Raw genomic sequence first — 26,916 nt, 5'->3', positions numbered from 1 at the left:
ATTGAATTCAAACAAAAAAGGGCGCCCATCGGGCGCCCTTTCTCATCTGATCATTCGCTAGAGCGAATTATTCAGTGATCTTCGACACAACGCCGGCGCCGACGGTGCGGCCGCCTTCGCGGATCGCGAAGCGCAGGCCCTGCTCCATCGCGATCGGTGCGATCAGTTCAACGTCGAACTTCAGGTTGTCGCCCGGCATAACCATCTCGGTGCCTTCCGGCAGGGTCACGGTGCCGGTCACGTCGGTGGTGCGGAAGTAGAACTGCGGACGGTAGTTCGCGAAGAACGGGGTGTGACGACCACCTTCTTCTTTGGTGAGGATGTAGGCCTCAGCTTCGAACTTGGTGTGCGGCTTCACGGAACCCGGCTTACACAGAACCTGACCACGCTCAACGCCGTCACGGTCAACACCACGCAGCAGCGCGCCGATGTTGTCGCCTGCTTCACCACGGTCCAGCAGCTTGCGGAACATTTCAACACCGGTACAGGTGGTGTTGGTGGTGTCACGGATACCAACGATCTCGATCGCGTCGCCAACGTTGATCACGCCGCGCTCAACACGACCGGTCACAACGGTACCACGGCCGGAGATCGAGAACACATCTTCGATCGGCATCAGGAACGGCTGGTCAACAGCGCGCTCGGGGGTGTCGATGTATTCGTCAACAGCCGCCATCAGTTCCTTGATTTTCTCTTCGCCGATCTCAGGCTTGTTGCCTTCCATCGCCGCCAGAGCGGAACCTGCAACGATCGGGATATCGTCGCCCGGGTAGTCGTAGGAGGACAGCAGTTCACGGATTTCCATTTCGACGAGCTCGAGCAGCTCTTCGTCGTCAACCTGGTCAACCTTGTTCATGAACACGACCATCTTCGGGATGCCAACCTGGCGGCCCAGCAGGATGTGCTCGCGGGTCTGCGGCATCGGGCCGTCAGCTGCGTTCACAACCAGGATCGCGCCGTCCATCTGCGCCGCACCGGTGATCATGTTTTTCACATAGTCAGCGTGGCCGGGGCAGTCGACGTGTGCGTAGTGACGGTCTGCGGTTTCATATTCCACGTGTGCGGTGGAGATGGTGATGCCGCGTGCTTTTTCTTCCGGTGCGCCGTCGATCTGGTCGTAGGCTTTGAAGTCACCGAAGTACTTGGTGATCGCTGCGGTCAGCGTGGTTTTGCCGTGGTCAACGTGGCCGATGGTGCCGATGTTGACGTGCGGTTTTGTACGTTCAAACTTTTCCTTAGCCATAATGGCCTCCTTTTGTGTTGAGAAGGGCACGCGCGGAGCGCGAACCCTTCAATGTCGGTACGCTTATGCGTATTTCGCTTGGATCTCGTCGGAGATGTTCTGCGGAACCGGATCGTAGTGGTCGAACTGCATGGTGAACTGGGCACGGCCGGACGACATCGAACGCAGGGTGTTGATGTAGCCGAACATGTTTGCCAGCGGCACGAATGCGTCGATTGCGATCGCGTTACCACGGGGCTCCTGGCCGGACACCTGACCACGACGGGATGTCAGATCGCCGATGATACCGCCGGTGTATTCTTCCGGGGTGATCACTTCGACTTTCATGATCGGTTCCAAGAGCTTTGCGCCAGCTTTCTTCATGCCTTCGCGCATCGCCATACGTGCGGCGATTTCAAAGGCCAGAACGCTGGAGTCAACGTCGTGGAACTTACCGTCGATCAGAGCAACCTTGAAGTCGATCACGGGGAAGCCAGCCAGAGGGCCGCTGTCCATGACGGACTGGATGCCTTTTTCAACACCGGGGATGTATTCCTTGGGAACAGCACCACCAACGATGCGGCTCTCGAAGGAGTAACCTTCGCCAGCTTCTGTCGGCGAGATGATCATCTTCACCTCAGCGAACTGACCCGAACCACCCGACTGTTTCTTGTGGGTGTAGGTGTGCTCGACTTCGTGACCAATGGTCTCGCGGTAAGCAACCTGCGGGGCGCCGATGTTTGCTTCGACTTTGAACTCGCGCTTCAGACGGTCCACCAGGATGTCCAGGTGAAGTTCGCCCATGCCCTTCATGATGGTCTGACCGGACTCGAGGTCGGTTTCGACACGGAAGGACGGGTCTTCGGCGGCCAGACGGGCCAGACCCTGGGACATTTTCTCCTGGTCGCCCTTGGTTTTGGGCTCAACCGCGATTTCGATAACCGGATCCGGGAAGGTCATGGTTTCCAGGACCACCGGCTCTTTGGCGTCGCAGAGGGTGTCACCGGTGGTGGTGTCTTTCAGACCCGCCAGCGCGATGATGTCGCCTGCAAACGCTTCTTCGATTTCTTCACGGTTGTTGGAGTGCATCATCATCATACGACCGACGCGCTCTTTTTTACCTTTGGTGGAGTTCAGGATGCTGTCGCCCTTGTTCAGCACGCCGGAGTAGATCCGGGTGAAGGTCAGGGAGCCAACAAACGGGTCGTTCATGATTTTGAACGCCAGACCAGCGAAGGGCATGTCGTCATCTGCACGACGTGCAATGTTACGCTCTTCGGTTTCGTCACCCGGCTTGAAGCCCATGTAATCAACAACGTCCAGCGGGCTGGGCAGATAGTCGATCACAGCGTTGAGCAGCGGCTGAACGCCTTTGTTCTTGAACGCAGAACCGCCCAGAACAGGAACGAAGGACAGCGACAGAGTACCCTTACGCAGCAGGCCGCGCAGAGTTGCGACGTCGGGCTCGGCGCCGTCCATCAGGTAGTTTTCCATCGCGTCGTCGTCCATTTCGACGGCCGCTTCGATCATCTTGCCGCGCCATTCGTCGGCCATGTCCTTCAGCTCGTCGCGGATCTCGGTCTGGATCCAGGACGCACCAAGGTCTTCGCCCTGCCACAGCCATTCCTTCATGGTGACCAGGTCAATCAGGCCTTCCAGTTCGGATTCTGCACCGATCGGAATACCAACCGGAACAGCGCGTGCGCCGGTGCGGTCTTCGATCATGTTGACGCAGTTGAAGAAGTCAGCGCCGATCTTGTCCATCTTGTTGACGAACACGATGCGCGGAACCTTGTAGCGGTCAGCCTGACGCCACACGGTTTCGGTCTGGGGTTCAACACCGGCGTTGGCGTCCAGAACACAGACTGCACCGTCGAGAACCGCCAGCGAACGCTCAACTTCGATGGTGAAGTCAACGTGGCCGGGGGTGTCGATGATGTTCAGGCGGTGCTTCGGAGTGTCAGCGGTCTGACCATCTTCGGTGCGTTCCCAGAAAGTGGTGGTCGCAGCCGAGGTGATGGTGATGCCGCGTTCCTGCTCCTGCTCCATCCAGTCCATGGTGGCTGCACCATCGTGCACCTCACCGATGTTGTGGGATTTACCAGTGTAATACAGGATACGCTCGGAACAGGTGGTTTTACCTGCATCGATGTGCGCCATAATACCGAAGTTACGGTAATGGTTGAGTGTATAGTCGCGTGCCATAGGTCGGAGCCTCTTGGGTTACCAGCGGTAGTGCGAGAAGGCCTTGTTGGCCTCTGCCATCTTGTGGGTGTCTTCGCGCTTCTTAACCGCAGTACCGCGGGACTGTACAGCGTCCAGCAGCTCACCGGCGAGGCGTTCTTCCATGGTGTTTTCGTTGCGGGCACGTGCCGCTTTGATCAACCAACGGATTGCCAGGGCTTCGCGGCGCTCGGGGCGCACTTCGACAGGAACCTGGTAGGTGGCACCACCCACACGACGCGAACGCACTTCGACGGAAGGCTTAACGTTGTCGAGGGCTTCGTGGAACACTTCCACGGGGGCGCGCTTGATTTTTGCTTCAACGCGATCGAACGCGTTGTAGACGATACGCTCTGCGGTCGACTTTTTACCGTCGATCATCAGGTTGTTCATGAATTTGGTCAGTACGCGGTCGCCAAACTTTGCGTCGGGCAGGACTTCACGTTTCTCAGCAGCGTGACGGCGAGACATTTATCAATATCCTTCTTACTTAGGACGCTTCGCGCCGTACTTGGAGCGGCGTTGCTTACGGTCTTTGACGCCCTGGGTATCCAGAACACCACGCAGGATGTGGTAACGAACACCGGGAAGGTCTTTTACACGGCCGCCACGGATCAGAACCACGGAGTGTTCCTGAAGGTTGTGGCTTTCACCGGGGATGTAGGAGATCACTTCGAAACCGTTGGTCAGGCGAACCTTCGCAACCTTCCGCATAGCGGAGTTCGGTTTCTTCGGAGTGGTGGTGTATACACGGGTGCAGACGCCGCGCTTTTGCGGGCACTGTTCCAGGTGCATGGACTTCGAGCGTTTTACTTTCGGCTGCCGCGGCTTGCGGATCAGCTGTTGGATCGTTGGCATTCCGGTTCTTTCCCCGTCTCAACAACACATGTGTCATGCACGTCCTTGAACGTACGGCTAAACTTGTCGCACTTACGCGTCCGCAAGCGCAAAAACCGCAATCGTTCCCATTCCGAGGTGAACGACGCGGTGGGTTTACAGAGGATCCGCGCAAATAGGCGCACGAGATCTTGAGCCACTTTGATTTTGATATCGGCTTTTGGGGCGACCCCCGGTTGCCGGATAGGCGGGCGTATATGGGGAGTCGCGCCTGATGTCAACAGCGCCCCCTCTGGCAACGGCCTGGCTGGTGGGTGGGTTTGGGGGCGCCTGCCCCGTTCCCACGGGGTCGGCCCGCTGCCGTGTTGCTGCGGTTTCCGGCCCGGTGCATAGTTGCCAGCGAAACAGACAGCAGACGGCCAGCCATCAAGGTCGCGTTCAGCAGGGATTTAGGGCAATGCAGGTGATCGGTCTATGCCGTTTTTCGTATCCGGCGGTGGGCGGCTTTCAGGTTGAACACGACAGTATCGAAGAGCGCATTGCCTACCTCTACGCTGAGGAGCGGATGGAGGAGCGGTTTCATCTAATGGAAACGGTCGCCCTGCCCTGCCTGCGGGAACAGACCGATCCTGATTTCACCCTTGTGACCCTGGTTGGTGACAGCCTGCCTGATCGCTACCGTAACCGGCTGGAGGCCATGGTTGCGGATATGCCGCAGGTGCAGATCGTGGCGGCCGCGCCCGGGCGGCATCGCGATGTGATGAAACAGGTGCTGAATGACGCACGGCGCAATCCTGAAGCACCCTGCCTGCAGTTTCGCCATGACGATGATGATGCGGTTTCCGTGGATTTTGTCGAACGGCTCCGCCAGACCGTCGGCGATTGCAGCGGGTTGATTGCGAACCATCAGACCATCGCGATCGATTTCTGCCAGGGCTATGTCGCCCGGCTGGAGGATAACGGGATCCACGCAGCGCTGGGGCATCACCCCTATTTCGTGGCAGCGCTGGGGATGTATGTCGCACCGGGCTGTCGCCAGACGATCATGAACTTTGCCCATCACCGGCTTGCGCGCTTCATGCCCGCCATCACGCTGCCGGATGCGCCGATGTTCGTTCGGACCCTGAATGGTCACAATGATTCCCGCCAGAAAGGCGCGAAGGAGCCAGACCTGCAGCGCCTTGACGCAGCTGGCCTTGCCGAATTTGACGCGCGTTTTGCGATCCGCCGCTGACGGAGCGCCGTGCGGCGGGGTTACTCGGGCTCGCTGATGCGACGGGGGGCTTCGCGCATCAGGCTGAAAACCCCGGCCGCCACCACGATTGCGGCCCCCACCAAGGTGAGCGCATCAGGCCAGCTGTCGAAGACTGCCCAGCCAAGAAGCAAAGCCCACAACAGGCCCGTGTAACGGAAGGGCGCAACCGCAGAGACATCCCCCACCCGCATGGCCATGACCGAAAAAAGGTAGCCGACAAAGATCATCCCCGACGCCCCAAGAAGCATTGCACCAGCGTCGTAGCTGATCGGTTGCCAGTCTTCCCCCAAACCCCAGAGCGCGCCAAAGGCCGTAACCGATAGAGCAGCCACCAGAGAGACCGTCATGGATGGCACCTCTGCCGACAGACGACGGGTGAAAAGATCGCGGGCGGTGATACAGGCCACCGCTGCGATGGCATAGCCGGTGCCGCTGTCAAATCCATTGGGGCCGGGCCGCACGATCAACAACATCCCCAGAAAGCCTGCTGCAATCGCCAGCGACCGCCGCCAGCCCACGGTTTCGCCAAAGACCAGCACCGCTGCCAGCGTGACGGTCAGTGGCAGCATCTGCAGAATGGCGGTGATATTGGCGATGGGCATCACCATCAGGGCGCTGAGAAAGAAATATGTGGTCACAGCCTCTGCCACGCTGCGACCAATGACCAATCCCCAATCCCTGCGCGACAGGTTGAGCCGTAGGGCGCCAAGGGCACGCGCAAGGCCGAAGATGAGGACAGAGACCAGCAGTCCGCGCAATGTCAGGATCTGGGACAAAGGCAAATTCTGGCCGAGAAGTTTGATGAACCCGTCATTGAGCGTGAAGCCCGCCATGCTCCCCATCATCAGGAGCGCGCCTTTCTGGTTCGCGGTCAGCGCAGAGATCATGGCAGGACATCCTTGAGCTGTTGGGGGGTGAGGTCAAAGTGACGTTTGAGATCCGCGGCAATTTCGGCGTCGCTTTGTTTGTGGGTGATGCCCATCTGCGCGGGGCTGGATTTGTTGTCGCCGTGGATTGTGCGCACAAAACCTGGCACCGAAATGTCGGAGAATGTGTTCCAGTGCTGGGCAAATTTGCGGTGATTGAAGCGGTAGGGGTTGGGCCCGTAGCCAACCTGGGCAACGAGTGCGGCGCCCACTGAGAGAGGTGCCTTTTCGCAGGCATCAAAGATTTCGTCCTGCGGGCCGTCAGGGCCCTCTGTCCGACGCAGATAAATCCCCCGATTGTTCGCCAGGATGAAAGGCGTCTGCTCACCTTGCAGAGGGATCAACCCCATTGCCAGACGCCGGTTGCGGGCAATGTAATCCAGATCAACGGCGTCATCGTCATCCAGTCGAAACAATAGCCGATGGCTCGCGCCGTGACTGGGGACGAGATCATACGCCCTGCGCAGGGTGCCGTAGTGGTTGCTTGCTCCGACCGGCAGCAGGGTGATGTTGTCCGCCCCTCCGACCAGATCGTGCAGGCGTTCCAGATAGGGAACGGGCATGTCTTCGGCGGTGACAACGACCAGATGAAACCCCTGATCCGTTTGTCGCCGGATCGAACGGAGACACAGCCGTTCAAACACACGCAGACGCAGCTCCATCCGTTGCGGCGAAAACAGATGAGCGGCCTTTTCCTCCAGCGTTGGGAAGCGCTCGGAATAATAGGTGGAGGTCAGGACCGAAAAACGGACGACACCAACAATGCTCAGATCAATGGTCATTCAAAGCGGCCCCAAATGTGACGGCGGTCTTCGTGCTCAAACATGCTGCCCGGCAAGAGAGCACCGCCGCCCTGATTTGGGAAGAGGAGGAATGCACCGTTGCCAAACAAAAAGCCCCCCGCAACCTGCGCTGCGAGGGGCCAAATCATTCAGATCGTCCGATCAGGATCAATCGCGGCTTTCCGGGGTGTCGACCAGGTTGTCGAGACCTTCATCACCCATCATGACGTCATCTGCAGAGGGTGCGGCCAGTGCGGCAGCGGCTTCTGCTTCCTCGCGGCGTGCCTCGAGGACGACGTTGTCACGACCCTGCGCGATCTGGCGAACACGCTGTGTCGCGCCACCGGTACCCGCCGGGATCAGGCGACCCACGATGACGTTTTCCTTCAGACCGACCAGCTTGTCGCGTTTGCCCTGAACCGACGCTTCGGTGAGCACGCGCGTGGTCTCCTGGAAGGAGGCCGCCGAGATGAACGAGCGGGTCTGCAGCGACGCCTTGGTGATACCAAGCAGGATCGGCTCACCCTGAGCAGGACGCTTGCCACGGGCCAGCGCCTTTTCGTTGGCGGTGTCGAACTCTTGCTTGTCCACGTGCTCGCCCTTGAGCAGCGTGGTGTCGCCGGAGTCGGAGATCTCCCACTTTTGCAGCATCTGGCGAACGATCACCTCGATGTGCTTGTCGTTGATCTTCACACCCTGCAGTCGATAGACGTCCTGAACTTCGTCGATCATGTAGTTTGCGAGCGCTTCAACGCCCATGATCGACAGGATGTCGTGCGGTGCCGGGTTACCGTCCATGATGTAGTCACCCTTCTGGACGTAGTCACCTTCCTGAACCGGAATGTGCTTGCCCTTGGGCACCATGTATTCGACGGCATCCATCGACTCGTCTGCAGGCTCGATGGTGATGCGACGCTTGTTCTTGTAGTCGCGGCCAAAGCGCACGTAACCATCGATTTCGGCGATGATCGCGTGGTCCTTGGGACGACGGGCTTCGAACAGTTCCGCAACACGCGGCAGACCACCGGTGATGTCCTTGGTCTTGGCGCCTTCACGCGGGATACGCGCAACAACGTCACCTGCCATGATCTGCTGACCATCGTCGCAGGACAGGATCGCGTCCACGGACATCGGGTAGTGAACCGGGTTGCCCTGATCGTTGCGGACCGGTTCGCCATCTGCATCCACCAGGATGATTTCCGGCTTGAGGTCTGCACCCTTCGGAGCCGCACGCCAGTCGATCACGATCTTCTGGGTCATGCCTGTGGCTTCGTCGGTTTCGTCGCGGACCGCCAGACCCGAAACCAGGTCGACGTATTTTGCGGTACCAGGCTTCTCGGCGATGATCGGCAGGGTGTAGGGATCCCATTCGAACAGCTTGTCGCCACGGGCAACGGTCTGGCCTTCCTTGACGAACAGCTTGGAGCCGTAGCCCAGCTTGTGGCTGGCGCGCTCTTCGCCGTGCTCGTCCTGAATGATCAGCTTCATGTTACGGCCAACAACCAGGGTCTCGCCATTGGCGTTCTCCAGGGTGTTCGGCATTTCGAACACGATCTTGCCCTCTTGCGAGGCTTCGAGGAAGGACTGCTGGCCACCCTGCGCAACACCACCAATGTGGAAGGTCCGCATGGTCAGCTGTGTACCAGGTTCACCAATCGACTGTGCCGCGATGATACCGACCGCTTCGCCGGTGTTCACCTGCGTACCACGGGCCAGGTCGCGGCCGTAGCACATGGCGCAGACGCCTTCTTCGCTCTCACAGGTCAGCGGCGAGCGGATCCGGGTCGACTGGACGCCGGCCTCTTCCACTGTGTCTGCCATGCGTTCGTCGATCAGCTGACCCTGAGCAACCAGGATCTCCTCGGTGCCGGGGCGTTTGATGTCCTCTGCCGCAACGCGGCCCAGGATACGCTCGCCAAGGCTTGCCACAACTTCACCATCGTTGACCGCAGCCTCTGCCGTGATCGCCGCCTCGGTGCCACAGTCACGCTCGCGAACGATGCAGTCCTGTGCCACGTCAACCAGACGACGGGTAAGATAACCCGAGTTCGCGGTCTTCAGAGCGGTATCCGACAGACCCTTACGGGCGCCGTGGGTGGAGTTGAAGTATTCAAGAACGGTCAGACCTTCCTTGAAGTTCGAGATGATCGGGGTCTCGATGATGTCGCCGTTCGGCTTGGCCATCAGGCCGCGCATACCGCCCAGCTGTTTCATCTGCGTAACCGAGCCACGCGCACCGGAGTGAGCCATCATGTAAACCGAGTTCGGTTCCATAACAGCGCCGTTCTCGTCGCGCTTGTCCGCGGAGATGGTGCCCATCATCGCTTCGGTGACTTTGTCGTTACACTTCGACCATGCGTCGACAACTTTGTTGTACTTTTCGCCCTGGGTGATCAGGCCGTCCATGTACTGCTGTTCAAAGTCCTTCACCTGCTCGCGGGTCTCATCCACGATGGTCCATTTTCCATCAGGGATAACCATATCGTCCTTGCCGAACGAAATGCCCGCCTTGAACGCTTCGCGGAAGCCCATGGTCATGATCTGGTCACAGAAGATCACGGACTCTTTCTGGCCGCAGTAACGATAGACGGTGTCGATGACCTGCTGAACTTCCTTCTTACGCAGAAGGCGGTTCACCAGTTCAAACGGTGCCTTGGCGTTCTTTGGCAGCAGGGCGCCCAGACGGACACGGCCCGGGGTGGTCTCAAAACGCTTGAGAACCTCGTTGCCTTCGTCGTCGATCTGCGGGATCCGCGCGATGATCTTGGAGTGCAGGTGCACTTCGCCGGCGTCCAGCGCGTGCTGAACTTCCTCGATGGTGCCAAAGATCTTGCCTTCACCCACCATGCCTTCGCGTTCCAGGGTCACATAGTAGAGACCCAGAATCATATCCTGCGAAGGAACGATGATCGGTGCGCCGTTTGCAGGCGACAGAACGTTGTTCGTGGACATCATCAGAACGCGCGCTTCCAGCTGGGCCTCAAGGCTCAGCGGGACGTGCACAGCCATCTGGTCGCCGTCGAAGTCAGCGTTGAACGCCGAGCAGACCAGCGGGTGCAGCTGGATGGCCTTACCTTCGATCAGCGTGGGTTCGAACGCCTGAATACCAAGACGGTGCAGCGTAGGCGCACGGTTCAGCATGACCGGGTGTTCGCGGATCACCTCATCGAGGATATCCCAGACTTCGGGACGCTCTTTTTCGACCAGCTTCTTCGCCTGCTTCACGGTGCTGGACAGGCCCTTGGCCTCCAGACGCGAATAGATGAACGGCTTGAACAGTTCGAGCGCCATCTTCTTGGGCAGACCGCACTGGTGTAGCTTCAGTTCGGGGCCGGTCACGATGACCGAACGACCGGAGAAGTCGACGCGCTTACCCAAAAGGTTCTGACGGAAGCGACCCTGCTTACCCTTCAGCATGTCGGACAGCGATTTCAGCGGACGCTTGTTGGCGCCGGTGATCACGCGGCCACGACGGCCGTTGTCGAACAGAGCGTCAACGGATTCCTGCAGCATCCGCTTTTCGTTGCGGACGATGATGTCAGGTGCGCGCAGTTCGATCAGACGCTTCAGACGGTTGTTCCGGTTGATGACGCGGCGATACAGGTCGTTCAGGTCGGAGGTCGCAAAGCGGCCACCATCCAGCGGAACCAGCGGGCGCAGTTCCGGCGGAATGACCGGGATCACGGTCATGATCATCCATTCCGGACGGTTGCCCGATTCCAGGAAGGATTCCACGACTTTCAGACGCTTGATGATCTTCTTGGGCTTCAGTTCGCCGGTGGCTTCGGCCAGTTCGGCGCGCAGCTGTTCAGCTTCTGCTTCCAGATCGATCGCGGCCAGCATCTCACGGATCGCTTCAGCGCCGATATTGGCGGTGAACGCGTCCATGCCGTACTGGTCCTGGGCATCCATGTACTCTTCTTCGGTCATCATCTGGCCATAGGTCAGATCGGTCAGACCCGGCTCGATGACGACGTAGTTTTCAAAGTACAGAACGCGTTCCAGATCACGCAGGGTCATGTCCAGCATGAGGCCGATGCGCGACGGCAGCGACTTCAGGAACCAGATGTGCGCAACCGGCGATGCCAGTTCGATGTGGCCCATCCGCTCGCGGCGCACTTTCTGAAGGGTAACTTCAACACCACATTTCTCGCAGACAACGCCGCGATATTTCATGCGCTTATATTTGCCGCAAAGGCATTCGTAGTCTTTGATCGGGCCAAAGATACGCGCGCAGAACAGGCCGTCACGCTCGGGCTTGAACGTACGGTAGTTGATGGTTTCCGGCTTTTTGATCTCGCCGTAGGACCAAGACAGAATCCGTTCCGGCGACGCCAGCGAGACTTTGATTTCGTCAAAGACCTTGGGCGGCGTCAGCGGGTTGAACGGGTTGTTGGTGATTTCCTGGTTCATTTTGATACCTCAAATTTCGCGGAAGGGGGGAGCGGGGTAAGGGCCGAAGCCCTTACTCCTCAACCTCCGCATCCAGGAGTTCCATATTCAGGCCGAGACCACGGACTTCCTTGACCAGAACGTTGAACGATTCCGGCACGCCCGCTTCGAAGTTGTCTTCGCCCTTGACGATGCTTTCATAGACCTTGGTCCGGCCTGCGACGTCATCCGACTTGACGGTGAGCATCTCCTGCAGGGTGTAGGCGGCGCCGTAAGCTTCCAGAGCCCAGACCTCCATCTCACCAAAGCGCTGACCACCGAACTGCGCCTTACCACCCAGCGGCTGCTGGGTAACGAGGGAGTACGGACCAGTCGAACGCGCGTGGATCTTGTCGTCGACCAGGTGGTGCAGTTTCAGCAGGTACTTGATGCCAACGGTCACGGGGCGGGCAAACTGCTCGCCTGTGCGGCCGTCGAACAGGATGGACTGACCAGACTGATCGAAACCAGCACGGACCAGCGCGTCGTTCACGTCGTCTTCCTTGGCGCCGTCGAAGACCGGAGTTGCGATCGGAACGCCACGGGTGACGTTGCCTGCCGCTTCCAGCAGATCCTCTTCGGACATATCGGCGATGCCTTCATCATAGACATCGTCGCCATAGGCGTGGTGCATCGCTTCACGGACCGGTGTCAGGTCGCCGGAGCGGCGGTATTCCTGCAGGGCCTCGTCCACTTTGATGCCCAGACCGCGTGCGGCCCAGCCCATGTGGGTCTCAAGGATCTGACCAACGTTCATACGCGACGGAACGCCGAGCGGGTTCAGACAGAAGTCGACGGGGGTACCATCGGCCAGGAACGGCATGTCTTCCATCGGAACAACCTTGGAAATAACACCTTTGTTCCCGTGACGACCGGCCATCTTGTCGCCCGGCTGCAGCTTGCGCTTAACCGCGATGAAGACTTTGACCATCTTCATCACACCCGGCGGCAGATCGTCGCCACGACGGACTTTCTCTACCTTGTCTTCAAAACGGGCGTCCAGAGCACGTTTCTGTGCTTCGTACTGCTCGTTCAGCGCCTCAACGACCTGTGCGTCCTGCTCGTCTTCCAGTGCGAGCATCCACCACTGACCACGGCTCAGGCTGTCCAGCAGCTCTTCGGTGATGACCGAACCTGCCTTGATGCCTTTGGGGCCTTTGACAGCGGTTTTGCCAAGCAGCATGCCGCGCAGACGTGCATAGATGTTGCGGTCAAGAATGCCGAGTTCGTCGTCCCGGTCACGGGCCAGACGTTCGACTTCCTCACGCTCGATCTGCAGCGCACGTTCGTCTTTTTCGACGCCGTGACGGTTGAAGACGCGAACCTCAACCACGGTACCATAGTCGCCCGGCTTAACGCGCAGCGAGGTGTCGCGCACGTCAGATGCCTTTTCGCCAAAGATGGCGCGCAGCAGCTTTTCTTCCGGGGTCATCGGGCTTTCGCCCTTTGGTGTGATCTTGCCAACCAGAATGTCGCCCGGCTCCACGTCAGCACCGATGTACACGATGCCAGCCTCGTCGAGGTTGCGCAGCGCTTCTTCACCGACGTTCGGGATGTCGCGAGTGATTTCTTCCGGACCAAGCTTGGTGTCACGTGCAGCGACTTCGAATTCCTCGATGTGAATCGAGGTGAAGACGTCGTCACGCGCGATGCGCTCGGAGATCAGGATGGAGTCTTCGTAGTTGTAACCGTTCCACGGCATGAACGCGACGACAACGTTCTTACCCAGAGCCAGTTCACCCATATCGGTGGACGGACCATCGGCAATCACTTCGCCCTTGCGGACCTGCTGACCTACTTTCACCAGCGGACGCTGGTTGATGCAGGTGTTCTGGTTGGAACGCTGGAACTTGCGCATGCGGTAGATATCAACGCCCGCGTCGCCCAGCTCCAGATCTTCGGTTGCCCGGATCACGATACGCTGTGCGTCGATCTGGTCGATGATACCTGCACGCTTGGCCATGATGGCCGCGCCGGAATCCCGTGCCACGATCTCTTCGATGCCGGTACCGACCAGCGGCGCTTCTGCGCGCAGCAGCGGAACCGCCTGACGTTGCATGTTCGAACCCATGAGAGCGCGGTTCGCGTCGTCGTTTTCCAGGAACGGAATGAGCGAGGCCGCAACCGAAACCAACTGCTTTGGCGAAACGTCGATCAGGTCAACGCTTTCGTTCGGAGCAAGGGTGTAGTCGCCGGACTGACGGGTAGAGACGAGATCGTTGATGAACTTGCCGTTCTCATCGAGGGTCGCGTTCGCCTGCGCAACAGTGTGGCGCATTTCTTCGGTGGCGGACATGTAGTGAACCTCGTCGGTCACTTGCCCTTCTTTCACCACGCGGTACGGCGTTTCGATGAAACCGTATTTGTTCACACGGGCAAAGGTTGCCAGCGAGTTGATCAGACCGATGTTCGGACCTTCCGGCGTTTCAATCGGACACATACGACCGTAGTGGGTCGGGTGAACGTCGCGGACCTCAAAGCCTGCACGCTCACGGGTCAGACCGCCCGGGCCAAGCGCCGAGAGACGACGCTTGTGCGTCACTTCGGACAGCGGGTTGGTCTGGTCCATGAACTGCGACAGCTGCGAGGAGCCGAAGAATTCACGAACGGCAGCAGCCGCCGGTTTCGCGTTGATCAGGTCCTGCGGCATGACGGTGTCGATCTCGACAGAGGACATACGCTCCTTGATCGCACGCTCCATGCGCAGCAGACCGACGCGGTACTGGTTTTCCATCAGTTCGCCAACGGAACGCACACGACGGTTGCCGAGGTGGTCGATGTCGTCGATGTCGCCTTTGCCGTCGCGCAGCTCAACCAGGGCCTTGATGCAGGAAACGATGTCTTCCTTGCGCAGGGTACGCTGGGTGTCTTCGGCGTCCAGTGCCAGACGCATGTTCATCTTCACGCGACCAACGGCCGACAGGTCGTAACGCTCGCTATCGAAGAACAGGGTGTCAAACAGCGCGCTGGCTGCTTCAACGGTCGGCGGCTCACCCGGACGCATGACGCGGTAGATGTCCATGAGCGCGGTTTCGCGACCCATGTTCTTGTCCTGCGCCATGGTGTTGCGCATGTAGGGGCCGACGTTGATGTTGTCGATGTCCAGAACCGGAATGTCGGTGATGCCCGCATCCAGCAGTTCCTTGACGGTACCACCGATGATATCGCCGCCTTTGTCATACTCGAGGGTCAGCTCATCGCCAGCCTCGACGTAGATCGCGCCGTTTTCTTCGTTGATGATATCTTTTGCGACGTATTTGCCAACGATGTGCTCGAAGGGAACCAGCAGCTCAGTGATGGTGCCTTCGTCGATCATCTTCTTGACTGCGCGCGGAGTGACCTTCTTGCCGGCTTCGGCAAAGATCTCGCCAGTGGCGGCGTCAACCAGATCATAGGTCGGACGGGTGCCACGCACGCGCTCCGGGAAGAACGGTGTGACCCAGCCACGGCTCTTCTCGAGCTTGAAGTTAACCGTGTTGTAGTAGGCATCCATGATGCCTTCCTGGTCCAGACCCAGCGCATAGAGCAGGGTGGTCACAGGCAGCTTACGACGACGGTCGATACGGGCAAAGACGATGTCCTTGGCGTCAAACTCGAAGTCCAGCCAGGAGCCGCGGTACGGGATGATGCGGCAGGCGAACAGCAGTTTGCCCGAGGAGTGGGTCTTGCCCTTGTCGTGGTCAAAGAACACGCCGGGGCTACGGTGCATCTGGGACACGATCACACGCTCGGTGCCGTTGACCACAAATGTGCCGTTCGGAGTCATCAGGGGCATGTCGCCCATGTAGACGTCCTGTTCCTTGATGTCCTTGACCGACTTCGCGCCGGTGTCTTCGTCGACATCAAATACGATCAGTCGCAGAGTGACCTTCAGCGGAGCCGAATAGGTCATGTCGCGCTGCATGCATTCCTCGACGTCGTACTTCGGACGCTCGAAGGAGTATTTCACGAACTCAAGGACAGAGGTCTCATTAAAGTCCTTGATCGGGAATACCGACTGGAACACGCCCATGATGCCTTCGCCGTCGAGCGGCTGTTCTGCATCACCAGAGCGCAAGAAGAGGTCGTAAGAAGATTTCTGGACCTCGATGAGGTTCGGCATGTCCAGGACTTCGCGGATTTTACCGTAGTATTTGCGAAGACGTTTCTGGCCAAGGAACGATTGAGCCATGTCAGATGTCACCTTTCCAATTCTCACTGAACAAGGATGCCGCCGGGCCCCGGCACCTTGCCCATACGAGACAGCGTGTTCGGATCAATTCATGACCACCTTCCCGAATGGTGGCCTCCCGATCCTTTGAACCTCGCCTGAAAAAACGCCCCGGAATTAGGGCCCTTTCTAAGACAGGTTCGGCTGGACCCGGTTATTACCGGGCCCAGCCAAATTTCCGGGATGTTCAGGGGCTCCCCGAAGGAAACCAATGTTGTCCCGTATCGCGTAGCTTAGGCCAGCTCGACTTCTGCGCCAGCTGCTTCCAGCTTGCCCTTGATGTCTTCTGCTTCGGCTTTGTCCACGCCTTCTTTGATCTTGCCGCCAGCTTCGACCAGCTCTTTGGCTTCTTTCAGGCCAAGACCGGTGATGCCGCGAACTTCTTTGATCACGTTGATTTTGGATGCGCCAGCGTTTTTCAGAACGACGTCAAACTCGGTCTTTTCTTCTTCTGCTGCGCCACCGGCGTCGCCGCCAGCTGCCATGACAACTGCGCCGCCAGCTGCGGGCTCGATGCCATATTCGTCTTTCAGGATGGTTTTCAGTTCTTGTGCTTCCAGCAGGGTCAGACCCACGATGCTTTCTGCGAGTGCTTTCAGATCAGCCATTGTATCAGCTCTTTCCGTTTACAGTGTGTGTGTTCCAACGTGCGGGCGGATGCCCGACGCCAGTCATTCAGTGCCAACCGCTTACGCAGCTTCCGCCTTCTCTTCGATGGTCGAAAGGATGCTTGCGATGTTGCTTGCAGGTGCGCCAATTGCGCCGGCGATGTTGGAAGCAGGTGCGCCAAGCATGCCTGCGATGGTAGCAATAAGCTCCTCGCGGGACGGCATTTTCGACACGGCTTCAACGCCTGCGCGGTCCAGAGCGTTCTCGCCCATTGCACCGCCAAGGATTTCGAACTTTTTGTTCTCCTTGGCGAAGTCCTCGGCCACCTTGGCTGCTGCCACGGGGTCCTCGGAATAGGTCAGAACGGTCATCCCTGTCAGCAGGTCAGACATGCTTTCACACGGCTTACCCTCGAGGGCGATTTTGGCGAGCCTGTTCTTGGCAACACGCACGGCACTACCAGCTGCGCTTGCGCGCGCTCGCAGGTCCTGCATCTCTGCAACTGTCAGACCGGTGTAGTGGGCTACGACCACCACGCCAGAGCTTTCGAAGATCTGGCCGAGCTCGTCGACCACTCTCTCTTTCTGGGCTCTATCCACAGTTCTCTCCAAGTTTAGGGACACTTGCGTATCCCGGCTCATTGATATGCCCGGCATTGCTGCCCAGCGTTCAAGTCCGTTTTACGGGGTGAGCCAAAATCACCCGAGGGTTTGAATTCCCTCGATCGTTTGGTCTTTCCCGTCTCAGGAGGGAAATTAAGACCCGATCGACAGGCCACCCACCATCTTGGACGAAATGAAATAAAGCGCACGACGAATCGCGCGCTTCACTTCGAGGTCGTAGTTAGTCCTATTTCAGCAGTTTTCCAAGGGCAAAAAGGGCCCGCCCTGTCAACCATCCGCAAGGTCAAGCGAAAACTGCCGCAAAACCGGCGCATCAAGATCAATCGACAGCGAAAGCGCCACCCCTGCGGCCTCCATCCGGGCCCAAACATCAGGGCTCACGTGATGCAGGCGCCGATGAAGATCCAGAAGCCTGTCCTCTGCATCCTCGCACAGAAGCGCCTCGCTGACTTTCTCGGACAAGGGGCCACTGAAACCGCGCGACTGGAGCCGCCAATCCACCTTGCTGCGCCAGGCTGCGAAGTCCAGCCCGATGAAATGGAGCAGATAGGCGCCAGTACCCGCGTCGATCACCTTCTCCGGCAGCCGTTCGCCGGCTGCGTTCTGGGGCCAGTGCTGGCGCAACCTCACATCCGGCAACCCGGCCCGGGTCAGAGATTTACCTTGCGGATGCCCCACCAACCCCAGTCGGCGCGGACCAAACAGGCCAGCGTCAGCACCATAGACACTGCGGCGGGTCGGGCGACGTTCCATCGGCAGCCGGAATCGGGTGACGGTGCCCCCCTGCCCCGACCATGCAACAGCCTCCGCCGTCAGGATCCGAACAGCGCTGTCCGTTTCCGGAACATCAGCCAGGAGCGGGGCAAGCCCCTTGGGTCCGGGAAAGAGAAACTCATCCGCGTCCACATTCAGAAACCAGCCATCAGAGACCTGCCGGTAAACCCAGGTCAGTGCAGCGTTCTGTCGTTTGGTAAAGCGGGTGCCCTGCGTCAGACCCAGTTCTGCCCAGAAATCGGGCGTGCAGGGGATGCAGGTAATCTTGGGATGGTTCCTCAGGACCCCGATCGCAGGGTCCTGAGGATTGTCAAAGAGGAGAAAGAGCCGATCCGCCCCCAGTTCGAGATGCCAGGCCGCAAACCGCAAGGTCGTCGCCAGGCTTTCGTTCAGGATGGCGCCAAGGCGCCAGATCGGCTCTGTCGCCACTGTCGATCCTTACTCGGAGACAGCGGTTTCCACGTTAACGGTCACGCCCGGGCCCATGGTGGAGGACAGAGCGATTTTCTTCATGTAAGCGCCTTTGGCACCCGACGGCTTTGCCTTGGCAACCGCAGAGATGAACGCCTTCACGTTTTCGATCAGCTTGGCTTCGTCGAAGGACGCTTTGCCAACGCCTGCGTGCACAACGCCGCCTTTTTCAGCTTTGAACTGAACTTCGCCGCCTTTGGCTGCTTCCACGGCTGCTTTCACGTCCATGGTCACGGTGCCAACCTTGGGGTTCGGCATCAGGTTGCGCGGGCCAAGCACTTTGCCCAGACGACCGACGATCGGCATCATGTCCGGGGTTGCGATGCAGCGATCAAAGTCGATGTTGCCGCCCTGGATGGATTCCATCAGGTCTTCTGCACCAACGATATCTGCGCCAGCCTCTTTCGCTTCGTCAGCCTTGGGGCCACGTGCGAAAACAGCAACACGCATGTCTTTGCCGGTGCCGTTGGGCAGACCAACAACGCCGCGAACCATCTGGTCTGCGTGACGGGTGTCAACGCCCAGGTTCAGAGCGATTTCGACGGTCTCGTCAAACTTGGCGTTGGCATTTGCCTTGATCAGGGCAACAGCTTCTTCCACGGACAGGTTTTCTTTGCCTGCGAAAGCTTCGCGCGCGGCGCGGGTACGTTTACCGAGCTTTGCCATATTACTTCACCTCGATGCCCATGGAGCGGGCAGAGCCCAGGATGATCTGCATTGCCGCGTCGATATCGTTCGCGTTCAGATCTTTCATTTTCGCTTCGGCGATTTCCTTCACCTGAGCAACGGTCACGGTGCCCACGGTTTCACGCGACGGGTTGTTCGCGCCGGATTTCACCTTGGCAGCTTTTTTCAGGTAGTAAGACGCAGGCGGCGTCTTGATGTCCATGGTGAAGGACTTGTCCTGGTAGTAGCTGATCACGGTCGGGCACGGCGCGCCGGGCTCCATTTCCTGCGTCTTGGCGTTGAACGCCTTGCAGAATTCCATGATGTTGATGCCGCGCTGACCCAGTGCCGGACCAACCGGCGGGGACGGGTTTGCCTTACCGGCGGGCACTTGCAGCTTCATTGTGCCAACAAGCTTCTTAGCCATTTGGTGTTCCTTTCAACGAGGACGAAACGCGTTCCGCCCGGAGTATGTTGCGTGGTCAGATTTCAGGGTCGCGACCCGTCGATCTCCCACGAGAGAATCTCGCCCGAAGACGATAGGGGCGCATGTACAGGGGAATGCGGGGGTTGGCAAGTGGGCGGAGAGGTCACAGTTCGATTGCGGCTCGAACCGATTGCAGGTTGCTATGTTATCATATAACAGACGTCCAACTCGCGACCCCGCCAACTTTGCCGGGGCTAAATATTAGAGGAACCCACATATGCCGGGAAATCTGGGCCGAACCAGTCTCAAGCGCTCACGCAACAGACGCAATCCCATGCAGGATTACGATAACCTCCCCGCAGATTTGCGCAGGTGGGTTTCCTCAGCCGCCCTACCCTGGAGCGTGCCGTCAGTTCAGCGAACCTTCAAAACCGCCCTCGCCCGCACCGGCGATCGAAAACTGGCGCTGAATGAGCTGGACCGGATTGAGCAGAAACTAACCGCAAAGGACACACGAGCGATCTGGGGACGCGATCACCCCAATGCATCGCGCTGAGAACCAGCCAGCCCGCAACACGCGGATCGGACGTTCAGGGGGCTACAGGACAAACAAAAAACGCCGCGTTGAACCCAACGCGGCGTTTTGAATTCTGACGGTGGAGAGCAATCAGCCCTGCTTGGTCACCTGAGTGAAATCCAGTTCCACCGGGGTTTCGCGACCGAAGATGGAGACGGTGACCTTGAGCTTCTGGTTTTCGTCATCGACGCCTTCGACCATGCCATCAAAGTCTTCGAACGGACCGTCGTTGACTTTGACCTTCTCACCAACCTCAAAGGAGATGAGGGTGCGCGGGGCTTCTTCGCCTTCCTGAACTCGACCCAGGATGCCCTGCACCTCTGCGTCGCGCATCGGCATCGGGCGGCCCTGCGGGCCGAGGAAGCCAGTCACACGGTTGATCGAGGAAATCAGGTGATATCCGCGGTCGGACATTTCCATGTGCACCAGAACGTAACCCGGCATGAAGCGACGCTCGGTCGAGACCTTTTTGCCGCGACGAATCTCGATCACCTCTTCGGTGGGAACCAGCACTTCGTCGATCTCGTCCTCAAGGCCGTGTTCTGCGACCGAGGTGCGGATCTGCTCTGCGATTTTCTTTTCGAAGTTCGAAAGAACGCTGACCGAATACCACCGTTTCGCCATGAACCTGATCGTCCTTGTGTCTCTTGGGCCGGAAACTCTCGGCCACTGCTGAAATCAATTGCAGCCCAAGCTGCGCCTAACGAAAAGCGGCGCGCGACACGAATCGCCACACGCCATCGTCAGAGTTACGGCTGACCTACCGCCCCAGTCGACCAAGATCAAGAGGCCAGCCAAGATTTGCGGATGCCAAGCCGACGGTTAGATGAACACCATCCTATCCGCCGGACGACAAGAAAGGCCGGTCTCCCGGCCAATCAATCAAGCTGTGCGGAAGGCTGAAATCAGCCGAACATGCCCAGGATACCCTCAAGCCCGAAACGGATCAGGATATCAACGATCGCAAAGAACACGGCAGTCAGCGCCGCCATGACAAACACCATCACGGTGGTCAGCAGCACCTCACGACGGGTCGGCCAAACGACCTTGGAGACTTCTGCGCGGACCTGCTGGATGAACTGGACGGGGTTTGTAGTGGCCATGAGGCGGTTTCTCTCTGCTAGCAATCAGTCTGCGATGTAACCGGAGACTATGGCAATTTCAAGCCCCGCCCCCGGCGGCGCCGCTCTGCCCCGGCATCAGGCCGCGCATCCAACCATCTGACCGGACGTCAAGTTTCGCAGGTCTGATCAATTCTATCTTAATTTTCGAGGGTCATAAACGTTGGCCATGGGGCGCGGGCTCTTCCAGCGCAACGCCGCGACCCCCTATTCGAGCGCGATTATGAGATAGGATTCCATGACCCTCGCACCTACAGATCGACAGGCGAACGACCCGACCAATTCCGGCATCCTGGCCGCTGATCCGCAACGCGATGCGCACACGGCTCCGCCACTGACGATGAAATTGTCTGGCCAGCTCCCCGGCCGCAGCCGCAGCCTGCCACCGCAGGCCGCAAAGGCGCTGGACCCCGATCTGCAGGAGCAGCTGACCGCGCTGTATCAACATGGCCAATACCAGCAAGCCGCGGCACGATGCGCCGAATTGCTGAACACCCACCGCAAATCCGCCTTTCTGTGGGAACTGCTTGGCCGCTGCCATCTGGCGCAAAACGCGTTGGACGAGGCGGCGACCTGCCTGAACAAAGCCTGCGAACTGCAGCCCACATCCGCGACCACCTTTGCCGCGATGGGCGATGTCTACAAACGCCAGAACCGCGGACAGGATGCACTGGCGCTGTACAAAAAGGCACTCTCGCTTGATCCGGCCTGTCTGCCCGCGCTCAACAACATGGGCAACACCCTGTTGGAACAAGACAAGATTATCGAGGCAGATGAATGCTTTGCCAAGGCGATTGAGCAGGCGCCAGACAACGCGCAGCTTCTGTACAATCGTGCCAACATCCAGCGCCAGCTTGGCAATGTCGACGTTGCCTGCAAGCTGTATGAACAGGCCGCCCGCTATGCGCCGAACTTTCTTGAAGCCCGCTATAATCTGGCCCAGATGGCCGGTCAGGCAGGGCGACAGGCCGAGGCGATCCATCATCTGGAGCAGATCCTCGTGGCCCGCCCCGCAGACGACCGCGCGCGGGCGCGCAAGCTGCGGCTGATGGCCGAATTATGTGACTGGCGGTGGATTGACGAATATCAGGCACACCGCCGCAATCTTGGCCTGCGGGGATCCGCCTGCGCGCCACTGGCGCTGATCGGCCTTGAGGACAACCCCGACCTGCTGCGGATACGGATGCAGGCCCATGCCCATGCGGCACCGACTGCTGAACCGGTTCACCTCGCTGCCGCGACAGACAGCCGCCCTGTTCAGCTGCGCATCGGATATTTCGTGAGCTCAGCCCGAGACCGCGACGCGCTGGACCGCCTCGACACGCTACTGGCCCAGCACGACACCAGCCGTTTTGCGCTCTATGCCTATGTTGCAGGCCCCGCACGCGAAGGCTGCGCCCATGTTCACCATCGCGATCTGCGCGGCCTGGCGGCCAGCACCATCCGCACTCAGGCGCAGGCTGACAAGCTGGACATCGCGATTGATCTGACCAGCTTTACCGAAGAGGTAGAGACCCAGGTCTTTGGCGCCCGAATCGCACCTGTGCAGATCGCCCTGCCCGGCTTTCCCGGCACGATGGGGACACTGGCCTATGACTATCTTCTGACCGATGCCGTCACCTGCCCACCCGGCAGCGAGCGTTACTTTGAAGAGCATCTGATCCGCATGCCGCACAGCTACCATGGCAGCATCGAGGCGCCGGATCTTTCGGGTCATCAATTCAGCCGTCGCGATTGTGGTCTGCCTGATGATGGCTTTGTGTTCTGCACATTGGCCCCCAGCCATGCCATCACCCCGCGAGAGTATGACATCTGGATGCGCCTTCTGACCAAAGTGGACGACAGCGTTCTGTGGATGCCCGCCTACCCCACCAAGGCACAGGTGGCCCTGCGCAAAGAGGCCGAAGCGCGTGGTGTCTCTCCCGAGCGGCTGATCTTTGGCCCGGCCTGTGATGGCAGCGAACGCATGGCACGTGCAAAGGTCGCGGACCTGTTCCTGGATACCTTTACATTGAACGCAGGGCCAACAGCCCGCGAGGCGCTGATTGCAGGGCTGCCGGTTCTGTCGATGGCAGGTCGCCAGTTTGCGGCACGGACAACGGCCAGCCTCCTCACTGCGGCGGGGCTTGGTGAATTGCTCACCACCAGCGAAAAGACGTATGAGGCGCGCGCATTGGAGCTCGCTGAGGATCGTGACCAGCTGATGACGCTGCGCAGCAAGCTGCGGCTGATGCAGGCCAAGGCGCCGCTGTTCGACAACAGCCGCTATGCCCGCGATCTGGAACGAGGTTTTGAAATGGCCTTTGCCCGCTGCCTTGAAGGCCTGCCACCGCAGCATATGACAGTTCCGGCCAATACCGCGCCAGATCCCGTGATCCCTGCGGAGTTCGCGCCGGTTCGTGCAGCATCCGGCCCGATCCACGCCGCCTGATAACAGCCATTCGACAACCGTCAGACGCCCCGGCCACGGCTGGGGCGTTGGCACATGACACGCCACACAGATCACGCGACCGCAGGTCACCCATTGCGCGAAAGAGTTCGATGTATAGAAAAATGGCAGGGGCAGCAGGGTTCGAACCCGCGACCTACGGTTTTGGAGACCGTCGCTCTACCAACTGAGCTATACCCCTACGGTGCGGCAGTTCCTAAGGCAGAGCTGCGCCACTGGCAAGAGGGAAATCGCAGAAGACGCAGGGTTTTCCGCCAAACAGCTGCTCTGCTCTCGGCTCTGGCTGGCCCCGGTGGCTCTGGTTCAGTATGACAGGGCCAACAGACCTGTCCTGGGAAAGGGAAATCCCCGTGAGCCTGCGCAAAAAGATCGCTGACAGCCCGAAAGTAAACCGTGCCGTTGAGGCGCTCCTGGCGGGCTATGTGCGATTCGCCTTCCGAACCTCACGTTGGACACGCACAGGGTTTGAGGAAATGGACGCCTGCGTGCGCCGGGGAGAGCCGGTGATTTTCGTGCTCTGGCACCAACGGCTGATCATGGCACCTTATCTGTTCGACACATCCCTGGGCCGCATCTGCGCGCTGACCTCCGCCGCCCGCGCCGGACGACTGGCGGGCCAGATACTGGTGCGCCTGGGTTTTGAGACCATCCCGATGTCGAGCCACAAGCGCCATGTCGCCTTGTCGCGCGAAGTCCTGCGCCGCACAAAGGAGGGATGCTCGATCGGGATCGCAGCTGATGGCCCGCGCGGCCCGGCCCGCATCTCATCCGGCGTGCCAATCACCTGGGCGCGGATGACAGGCTGCCGCGTGTTCACCGTCGCCTTTGCAGAGCGTCGCGTGTTGCGCCTGCCCACCTGGGACAAACAGATGCTGCCGCTGCCGTTTTCGCGCGGGGTGCTGATGTGCCGGGAATGGACGGACGAGGTCCCGAAAAAGCCAAGCGACGAGGATTTCGAACTCCTGCGCCAGAGCATTGAAACCTCGCTGGACGATATCACGGATACAGCCGACCGCGCCGTCGGGCAGCCCCTGCGCACGTAAGGCAAAGACAAAGGAGCGCTCTGCTTGGACGGGTTTCTGCCCAAGTCTGCAGGCGCTGCAAAGAAAAAGGGCGCCCATCGGGCGCCCTTTTCCGTCTGATCATTCGCTAGAGCGAATTATTCAGTGATCTTCGACACAACGCCGGCGCCGACGGTGCGGCCGCCTTCGCGGATCGCGAAGCGCAGGCCCTGCTCCATCGCGATCGGGGCGATCAGTTCAACGTCGAACTTCAGGTTGTCGCCCGGCATAACCATCTCGGTGCCTTCCGGCAGGGTCACGGTGCCGGTCACGTCGGTGGTGCGGAAGTAGAACTGCGGACGGTAGTTCGCGAAGAACGGGGTGTGACGACCACCTTCTTCTTTGGTGAGGATGTAGGCCTCAGCTTCGAACTTGGTGTGCGGCTTCACGGAACCCGGCTTACACAGAACCTGACCACGCTCAACGCCGTCACGGTCAACACCACGCAGCAGCGCGCCGATGTTGTCGCCTGCTTCACCACGGTCCAGCAGCTTGCGGAACATTTCAACACCGGTACAGGTGGTGTTGGTGGTGTCACGGATACCAACGATCTCGATCGCGTCGCCAACGTTGATCACGCCGCGCTCAACACGACCGGTCACAACGGTACCACGGCCGGAGATCGAGAACACGTCTTCGATCGGCATCAGGAACGGCTGGTCAACAGCGCGCTCGGGGGTGTCGATGTACTCGTCAACAGCCGCCATCAGTTCCTTGATTTTCTCTTCGCCGATCTCAGGCTTGTTGCCTTCCATCGCCGCCAGAGCGGAACCTGCAACGATCGGGATATCGTCGCCCGGGTAGTCGTAGGAGGACAGCAGTTCACGGATTTCCATTTCGACGAGCTCGAGCAGCTCTTCGTCGTCAACCTGGTCAACCTTGTTCATGAACACGACCATCTTCGGGATGCCAACCTGGCGGCCCAGCAGGATGTGCTCGCGGGTCTGCGGCATCGGGCCGTCAGCTGCGTTCACAACCAGGATCGCGCCGTCCATCTGCGCCGCACCTGTGATCATGTTTTTCACATAGTCAGCGTGGCCGGGGCAGTCGACGTGTGCGTAGTGACGGTCTGCGGTTTCATATTCCACGTGTGCGGTGGAGATGGTGATGCCGCGTGCTTTTTCTTCCGGTGCGCCGTCGATCTGGTCGTAGGCTTTGAAGTCACCGAAGTACTTGGTGATCGCTGCGGTCAGCGTGGTTTTGCCGTGGTCAACGTGGCCGATGGTGCCGATGTTGACGTGCGGTTTTGTACGCTCAAACTTTTCCTTAGCCATTCTGTAGGCGCCCTTTTGAACTGGGGGTCGAAACGTGACCCGGTTTTCCTCTGCGCGCGCGGCTTATTTGGTTTGTGGACGAAAATCAACCCGTTCCTGTGCGTCGGCCCATGATTGATCGGCAACTGCGTGCCATTTGCCAAGAGTTGCGCGTAGATCGCACAAACCAGCGCATGAAACGCAGAAAACCCCGCCTGTGCCTAGCGGAGTTTCTTCAGGAACTGGAGAGAGGCGATGGCTTAGCCCGCAACCTCGTTGGTGGCGTCGGCAGCCGGGGCCGCCCCCGTATCAGTCGCCTCAGCGGCGGTTGACTTGGCATCGAACCAGCCATTTTCCTTGTGCTGTTCGACCATCCAGTCTTCGATCTGACCGATAGCATTGCGCGCCAGTCCCAGGATCTGCTCTTCGCGGGTGCGCGCATGTCCCGACCCCACCAGGAAGCTGTCCGCAGTGGTGGTTTCAAAGACGGTGAATTTCTTCACCTCCTGGTTCAGCTTGGAGCCCGCGGCGTCATCCCAGACCGTCACATTGATGGCCAGAACCGATTTCGGGCTCAGCACCAGAGGAACGCCGCCCGGAGCGACAAAGTAGCCTTCGACACTGATCCCGAAATGATAGAGCTGATCGCCGTCATATTGGCTGAAGCGGGCGTCCACCTCGTTCTTCAGCGCGTCGATCCATTCCTCCTGCGACACCTCACGCGAGCCGGGCACCATCTGCACCTTGGACGCGATCACGATATTATGGCCCAGCTTGAAGGCGCCCAGATCCTCGAGAGGTTCATCCGGAGCAGCCGCTGTGCAGGCAGCAAGAGTGACCAGGGCGGCCAGAAGGGCAAAAATGCGGATCATGACAGTCTCATTGTGAAAAACATCTGTTCCCAGATAGCCGCCCGGCCCGGCAGCGGTAAAGACATACCGTCCAAGGCCGGGGACCGGGTGGCGCTGAGGTCACAGGTCACAGGGCGCTATGAGCGCC

General features: G+C 59.3%; 21 protein-coding genes and 1 tRNA gene. 4 read left to right on the top strand and 18 right to left on the bottom strand.

The genetic code is table 11. The features are described 5' to 3' along the window. Positions 1-67: 67 nt before the first annotated feature. From tuf (NIT7645_RS09905) to rpsL, 4 genes are all read right to left on the bottom strand, one after another. Positions 68-1,243, bottom strand: a complete 1,176-nt coding sequence (tuf, locus tag NIT7645_RS09905) for an elongation factor Tu (protein ID WP_008560197.1) — start codon at positions 1,241-1,243, stop codon at positions 68-70. A 63-nt stretch (positions 1,244-1,306) separates the two neighbouring features. Then, a complete protein-coding gene (gene fusA / locus NIT7645_RS09900; protein ID WP_008562737.1) occupies positions 1,307-3,427 on the bottom strand; it encodes an elongation factor G in 2,121 nt (706 codons plus the stop codon). Positions 3,428-3,445: 18 nt separating this feature from the next. After that, positions 3,446-3,916 (bottom strand): 30S ribosomal protein S7, encoded by a 471-nt coding sequence (gene rpsG / locus NIT7645_RS09895; protein ID WP_008563277.1) that lies wholly within the window; start codon positions 3,914-3,916, stop codon positions 3,446-3,448. A gap of 15 nt (positions 3,917-3,931) precedes the next feature. Next, positions 3,932-4,303, bottom strand: coding sequence for a 30S ribosomal protein S12 (rpsL, locus tag NIT7645_RS09890; protein ID WP_005621086.1), 372 nt, complete (start codon positions 4,301-4,303; stop codon positions 3,932-3,934). A gap of 436 nt (positions 4,304-4,739) precedes the next feature. On the opposite strand from rpsL, the gene NIT7645_RS09885 reads away from it, so the two are divergent. Further along, the gene (locus NIT7645_RS09885) at positions 4,740-5,516 is read left to right on the top strand and encodes a putative rhamnosyl transferase (protein ID WP_050686910.1); all 777 of its coding nucleotides are present in this window, start codon (positions 4,740-4,742) and stop codon (positions 5,514-5,516) included. A gap of 20 nt (positions 5,517-5,536) precedes the next feature. On the opposite strand, the gene NIT7645_RS09880 is transcribed toward NIT7645_RS09885, so the two are convergent. The 9 genes from NIT7645_RS09880 to rplK form a co-directional block, all read right to left on the bottom strand. Beyond that, on the bottom strand, positions 5,537-6,424 hold the full coding sequence (locus tag NIT7645_RS09880; protein ID WP_050686908.1) for a DMT family transporter: 888 nt from the start codon (positions 6,422-6,424) through the stop codon (positions 5,537-5,539). Continuing rightward, positions 6,421-7,245 (bottom strand): glycosyltransferase, encoded by an 825-nt coding sequence (locus tag NIT7645_RS09875; RefSeq protein WP_050686906.1) that lies wholly within the window; start codon positions 7,243-7,245, stop codon positions 6,421-6,423. The genes NIT7645_RS09880 and NIT7645_RS09875 overlap by 4 nt, the downstream gene beginning before the upstream one ends. Before the next feature lie 168 nt (positions 7,246-7,413). Further along, on the bottom strand, positions 7,414-11,658 hold the full coding sequence (gene rpoC, locus NIT7645_RS09870) for a DNA-directed RNA polymerase subunit beta' (protein WP_008562257.1): 4,245 nt from the start codon (positions 11,656-11,658) through the stop codon (positions 7,414-7,416). Positions 11,659-11,710: 52 nt separating this feature from the next. Continuing rightward, complete coding sequence (rpoB, locus tag NIT7645_RS09865; protein ID WP_037302652.1) at positions 11,711-15,847, bottom strand: DNA-directed RNA polymerase subunit beta; 4,137 nt, start codon at positions 15,845-15,847, stop codon at positions 11,711-11,713. 272 nt (positions 15,848-16,119) lie between these two features. Further along, a complete protein-coding gene (gene rplL, locus NIT7645_RS09860; protein WP_008559766.1) occupies positions 16,120-16,494 on the bottom strand; it encodes a 50S ribosomal protein L7/L12 in 375 nt (124 codons plus the stop codon). Positions 16,495-16,575: 81 nt separating this feature from the next. Continuing rightward, a complete protein-coding gene (gene rplJ / locus NIT7645_RS09855) occupies positions 16,576-17,094 on the bottom strand; it encodes a 50S ribosomal protein L10 (protein ID WP_037302651.1) in 519 nt (172 codons plus the stop codon). 291 nt (positions 17,095-17,385) lie between these two features. Beyond that, positions 17,386-18,321, bottom strand: a complete 936-nt coding sequence (locus tag NIT7645_RS09850) for a glycosyltransferase family 2 protein (protein WP_050686904.1) — start codon at positions 18,319-18,321, stop codon at positions 17,386-17,388. 9 nt (positions 18,322-18,330) lie between these two features. Next, positions 18,331-19,029, bottom strand: coding sequence for a 50S ribosomal protein L1 (gene rplA / locus NIT7645_RS09845; protein ID WP_008559557.1), 699 nt, complete (start codon positions 19,027-19,029; stop codon positions 18,331-18,333). Position 19,030: 1 nt separating this feature from the next. Continuing rightward, complete coding sequence (gene rplK, locus NIT7645_RS09840) at positions 19,031-19,456, bottom strand: 50S ribosomal protein L11 (protein ID WP_008558913.1); 426 nt, start codon at positions 19,454-19,456, stop codon at positions 19,031-19,033. 277 nt (positions 19,457-19,733) lie between these two features. Between rplK and NIT7645_RS19265 the strand changes: the two genes are divergently transcribed. Continuing rightward, the gene (locus NIT7645_RS19265; RefSeq protein ID WP_074964366.1) at positions 19,734-20,012 is read left to right on the top strand and encodes a DUF6525 family protein; all 279 of its coding nucleotides are present in this window, start codon (positions 19,734-19,736) and stop codon (positions 20,010-20,012) included. A gap of 111 nt (positions 20,013-20,123) precedes the next feature. Here the strand turns inward: NIT7645_RS19265 and nusG are convergent, their stop codons facing one another. Together nusG and secE are read right to left on the bottom strand one after the other, a co-directional pair. Next, positions 20,124-20,657: a transcription termination/antitermination protein NusG gene (gene nusG, locus NIT7645_RS09835; RefSeq protein WP_008562981.1), complete on the bottom strand. Its 534-nt coding sequence runs from the start codon at positions 20,655-20,657 to the stop codon at positions 20,124-20,126. A gap of 281 nt (positions 20,658-20,938) precedes the next feature. Next, on the bottom strand, positions 20,939-21,136 hold the full coding sequence (gene secE / locus NIT7645_RS09830) for a preprotein translocase subunit SecE (protein ID WP_008560174.1): 198 nt from the start codon (positions 21,134-21,136) through the stop codon (positions 20,939-20,941). A 256-nt stretch (positions 21,137-21,392) separates the two neighbouring features. On the opposite strand from secE, the gene NIT7645_RS09825 reads away from it, so the two are divergent. After that, complete coding sequence (locus NIT7645_RS09825) at positions 21,393-23,585, top strand: O-linked N-acetylglucosamine transferase, SPINDLY family protein (RefSeq protein ID WP_050686902.1); 2,193 nt, start codon at positions 21,393-21,395, stop codon at positions 23,583-23,585. Positions 23,586-23,708: 123 nt separating this feature from the next. Here NIT7645_RS09825 and NIT7645_RS09820 read toward each other — a convergent pair. Continuing rightward, positions 23,709-23,784, bottom strand: a tRNA-Trp gene (locus NIT7645_RS09820). Between the two features lie 169 nt (positions 23,785-23,953). On the opposite strand from NIT7645_RS09820, the gene NIT7645_RS09815 reads away from it, so the two are divergent. Then, positions 23,954-24,646, top strand: a complete 693-nt coding sequence (locus tag NIT7645_RS09815) for a lysophospholipid acyltransferase family protein (RefSeq protein ID WP_008561500.1) — start codon at positions 23,954-23,956, stop codon at positions 24,644-24,646. Positions 24,647-24,762: 116 nt separating this feature from the next. On the opposite strand, the gene tuf (NIT7645_RS09810) is transcribed toward NIT7645_RS09815, so the two are convergent. Next, a complete protein-coding gene (gene tuf / locus NIT7645_RS09810; protein ID WP_008560197.1) occupies positions 24,763-25,938 on the bottom strand; it encodes an elongation factor Tu in 1,176 nt (391 codons plus the stop codon). A gap of 239 nt (positions 25,939-26,177) precedes the next feature. Next, positions 26,178-26,789, bottom strand: coding sequence for a hypothetical protein (locus NIT7645_RS09805; RefSeq protein WP_050686900.1), 612 nt, complete (start codon positions 26,787-26,789; stop codon positions 26,178-26,180). Between the last annotated feature and the right edge of the window lie 127 nt (positions 26,790-26,916).

Origin of the sequence: Phaeobacter italicus (genome assembly GCF_001258055.1) — a bacterium.
Taxonomy (GTDB): Bacteria; Pseudomonadota; Alphaproteobacteria; order Rhodobacterales; family Rhodobacteraceae; genus Phaeobacter; species Phaeobacter italicus.
This window is presented reverse-complemented; position numbering and strand designations above follow the sequence as displayed.